This is a genomic window from Pseudoalteromonas sp. Z9A5 (assembly GCF_011378875.1).
Taxonomy (GTDB): domain Bacteria; phylum Pseudomonadota; class Gammaproteobacteria; order Enterobacterales; family Alteromonadaceae; genus Pseudoalteromonas.
Map to the genome: position 1 here is coordinate 1 of NZ_WTLC01000115.1, position 806 is coordinate 806.

Consider the following 806-nt stretch of genomic DNA (forward strand, 5'->3'; position numbering starts at 1 on the left):
GTTTGTCATTCAATATTCGTAACCAACAGAAGCATATTCCACTTAATATAATAGTCAGTTACTTTTAAATTAAGTGGCTTGGTCGAACTATAAGTCACTCAAAAGGACAAATAACAGTTGGCTATTTACTCCTTCGTCGTCTATTTTAGCCAACTATTATTTGCCTCTTAGTGAGGCGTTAAATTGCTCTGAGGATTCAAATTGCACTGGTTAGCAACTCTAAATGGAAATAGCATTATTCTGGATAATTTAGACAGAATGAACTCACCACATTTCAGTATTTTTCAGGACTCTGATGATCACCAAGCTGAACAATTTTATCTACGCTCCAATCATTTTAAAGGTGTTGATGATGCTCAACAAATATACTCGTCTATATGCGGCTTAATCCAGCTAGTAAATGGCGCATCAGCTATTCATTGGGGGTTTAATGATTATATTCGCAGAGGTAGTATAAAATTGGATGAACTATATTTTTCCACTGAAGAATCTCCATCTGATTCTGACTGGACTTCTGCTAGAGTCTCTGGCGAGATATTACCATCCAACCCTTTTATTGGTGAGCCAAGCACTTCAAAATTACTAAATCCATATAGATCTGCTACTACAGGGTACATTGAACTATGTATAGAAAATGAAGATATTTTTAATATTTTAAGGCAAATTTCAATAGGTTTGGATTGGAGAAATCTATATTTTGCCTCTTAACGAGGCGTTGGTGCGTCAAGCTAAGCTTGATGCATCTTGCAGGGTGCAAGTCCCTGTCAGGTAAGGTTTAACCAACCACCTGTATCGAGTGTTGCGCC

General features: G+C 37.1%; 1 protein-coding gene. It reads left to right on the forward strand.

Annotated elements, in window-relative coordinates; genetic code table 11:
• Positions 1-201: 201 nt before the first annotated feature.
• Complete coding sequence (locus GQR56_RS21265) at positions 202-708, forward strand: hypothetical protein (protein ID WP_166115368.1); 507 nt, start codon at positions 202-204, stop codon at positions 706-708.
• Positions 709-806 lie beyond the last annotated feature (98 nt).